The sequence below is a fragment of the Alcanivorax sp. HI0083 genome (assembly GCF_001635175.1).
In genome coordinates this window covers 1-1865 of the sequence record NZ_LWFX01000143.1, presented here as the reverse complement: position 1 = coordinate 1865, position 1865 = coordinate 1, and the positions used below count along the sequence as shown (strand labels likewise).

The window sequence follows — 1865 nt, the reverse complement described above, 5'->3', positions numbered from 1 at the left end:
GCCAATGCCGTTGGGTCCGATAATGGCGACCCGTTCGCCAGCTTCTACTTGCAGGCTCAGGTCCTGGAACAGAGTCAGATCATGGTAATGCTTGCCCAGCCCTTCCAGTGTTACCGCCTGGCGGTGCAGTTTCTTGGTCTGCTCAAAACGAATATAAGGGCTGATCCGGCTGGAGGGTTTCACCTCTTCCAGCTGGATTTTGTCGATCTGCTTTGCCCGGCTGGTGGCCTGTTTGGCCTTGGAGGCGTTGGCCGAGAAGCGGCTGACAAAACTCTGCAGGTCAGCGATTTCCTTTTTCTTCTTGGCGTTGTCCGCATACAGACGGTCACGGGCGGCGGTGGCGGCGGTCATGTACTCGTCGTAGTTGCCCGGGAACAGGCGCAGCTCACCGTAATCCAGATCCGCCATGTGGGTGCACACGCTGTTCAGGAAGTGCCGGTCGTGGGAAATGATAATCATGGTGCTGGAACGGGCCACCAGAATATCTTCCAGCCAGCGGATGGTGTGGATATCCAGATGGTTGGTGGGCTCATCCAGCAGCAGTACGTCCGGATCGGAGAACAGGGCCTGGGCAAGCAGTACGCGCAATTTCCAGCCCGGCGCCACGGCGGTCATGGGGCCGGCGTGTTGTTCTTCGGGAATGCCCAGCCCCAGCAACAGGTCGCCGGCCCGGGCTTCGGCGGTGTAGCCGTCCATCTCCGCGAATTGCATTTCCAGCTCGGCCACGCGCATGCCGTCTTCTTCGCTCATTTCCGGCAGGCTGTAAATCCGGTCGCGCTCGGCTTTTACCGCTGCCAGTTCGCTGTGCCCCATGATCACGGTGTCCAGCACCGTGTGTTCCTCGAAGGCGAACTGGTCCTGGCGCAGTTTGCCGAGGCGATCATTGGGATCCAGCATCACCTGACCATTGCTGGGCTGCAGCTCGCCGCCGAGGATTTTCATAAAGGTGGATTTGCCGCAGCCGTTGGCGCCGATCAGGCCGTAACGGTTGCCATTGCCGAATTTGACGGAGACGTTTTCAAACAGCGGCTTGGCGCCAAACTGCATGGTGATGTTCGCGGTAGAAATCAAGAGACTGTCCTGTAACGAGAGGGCGGCCGGGGCGCGCCATCGCCGGCTGCGGCGGTTGTCGGCAGGCGGCGGGAAGAAAGAGGCGGCATTGTACCGGCTTGCCGGGCAAAAGGCAGTCCCGCCCGGCGGTCAGTATGGGGTTGAAAAAATGAGCAAAAAGGCGCGTATTAGGCGGACACGTCAGGAAAGCGAGGGGACCATGAGAAGAAAACCCACCCTGATAGGGATAATAGCTGCCGGGCTACTGGGACTCTTTGTGGCGGGCTGCAGTGATGACAGCGGCCATGAGTATCTGGAACAGCAGGTTCGCCAAGCCTTGCAGGATAACAATCTGAGCGTTTGGCAGGTGGAGTCGCTGGCGGTGACCGACCGCCAGAAAGAGGGCAACAAAGGGCATGTGGTTACCTCCTACCAGTTCGAGGTTGGGCTGGTGCTGCAGGAGGACCTGCAACTGGTGCGCTATGCCGATGCGGATGCCCGGGAACTGGTGGTGACGGCAGGGCCCGGAGCCGGGGAGTCGGTTGTGTTGCCGGGTATGGCGCGGGTCGAGGGGGAGCAAACCGAGCCGCTTGACGAGGGGGCGCCGCCGCGGGCACGGATCAGCTTGCCGCTCACGGATCTTCCTGCAGGGCTGCCGGCCTCCCTGTTACGGGAGCGTTTCGCCGACTGGCAACAGATTGCGGTGGGGAGCGACGCGTACCAGACAATGCTGGATCGGCTGCGACGGACGCTGCTGGAGGAGCAGCGTGCGTTAAGCGACGCCTCTGACCAGCTACGCCGGGCGCGCCAGCAGC

At 61.3% G+C, this 1865-nt stretch carries 2 protein-coding genes; one reads left to right on the top strand and one right to left on the bottom strand.

Features of this window, described 5'->3' with window-relative positions:
• Positions 1–1071, bottom strand: a 1071-nt coding sequence (locus A3754_RS01580; protein ID WP_156496674.1) for an ATP-binding cassette domain-containing protein, incomplete at its 3' end; no start/stop codon positions are given.
• Positions 1072–1270: 199 nt separating this feature from the next.
• Between A3754_RS01580 and A3754_RS01575 the strand changes: the two genes are divergently transcribed.
• Positions 1271–1865, top strand: a 595-nt coding sequence (locus A3754_RS01575) for a hypothetical protein (RefSeq protein ID WP_156496673.1), incomplete at its 3' end; no start/stop codon positions are given.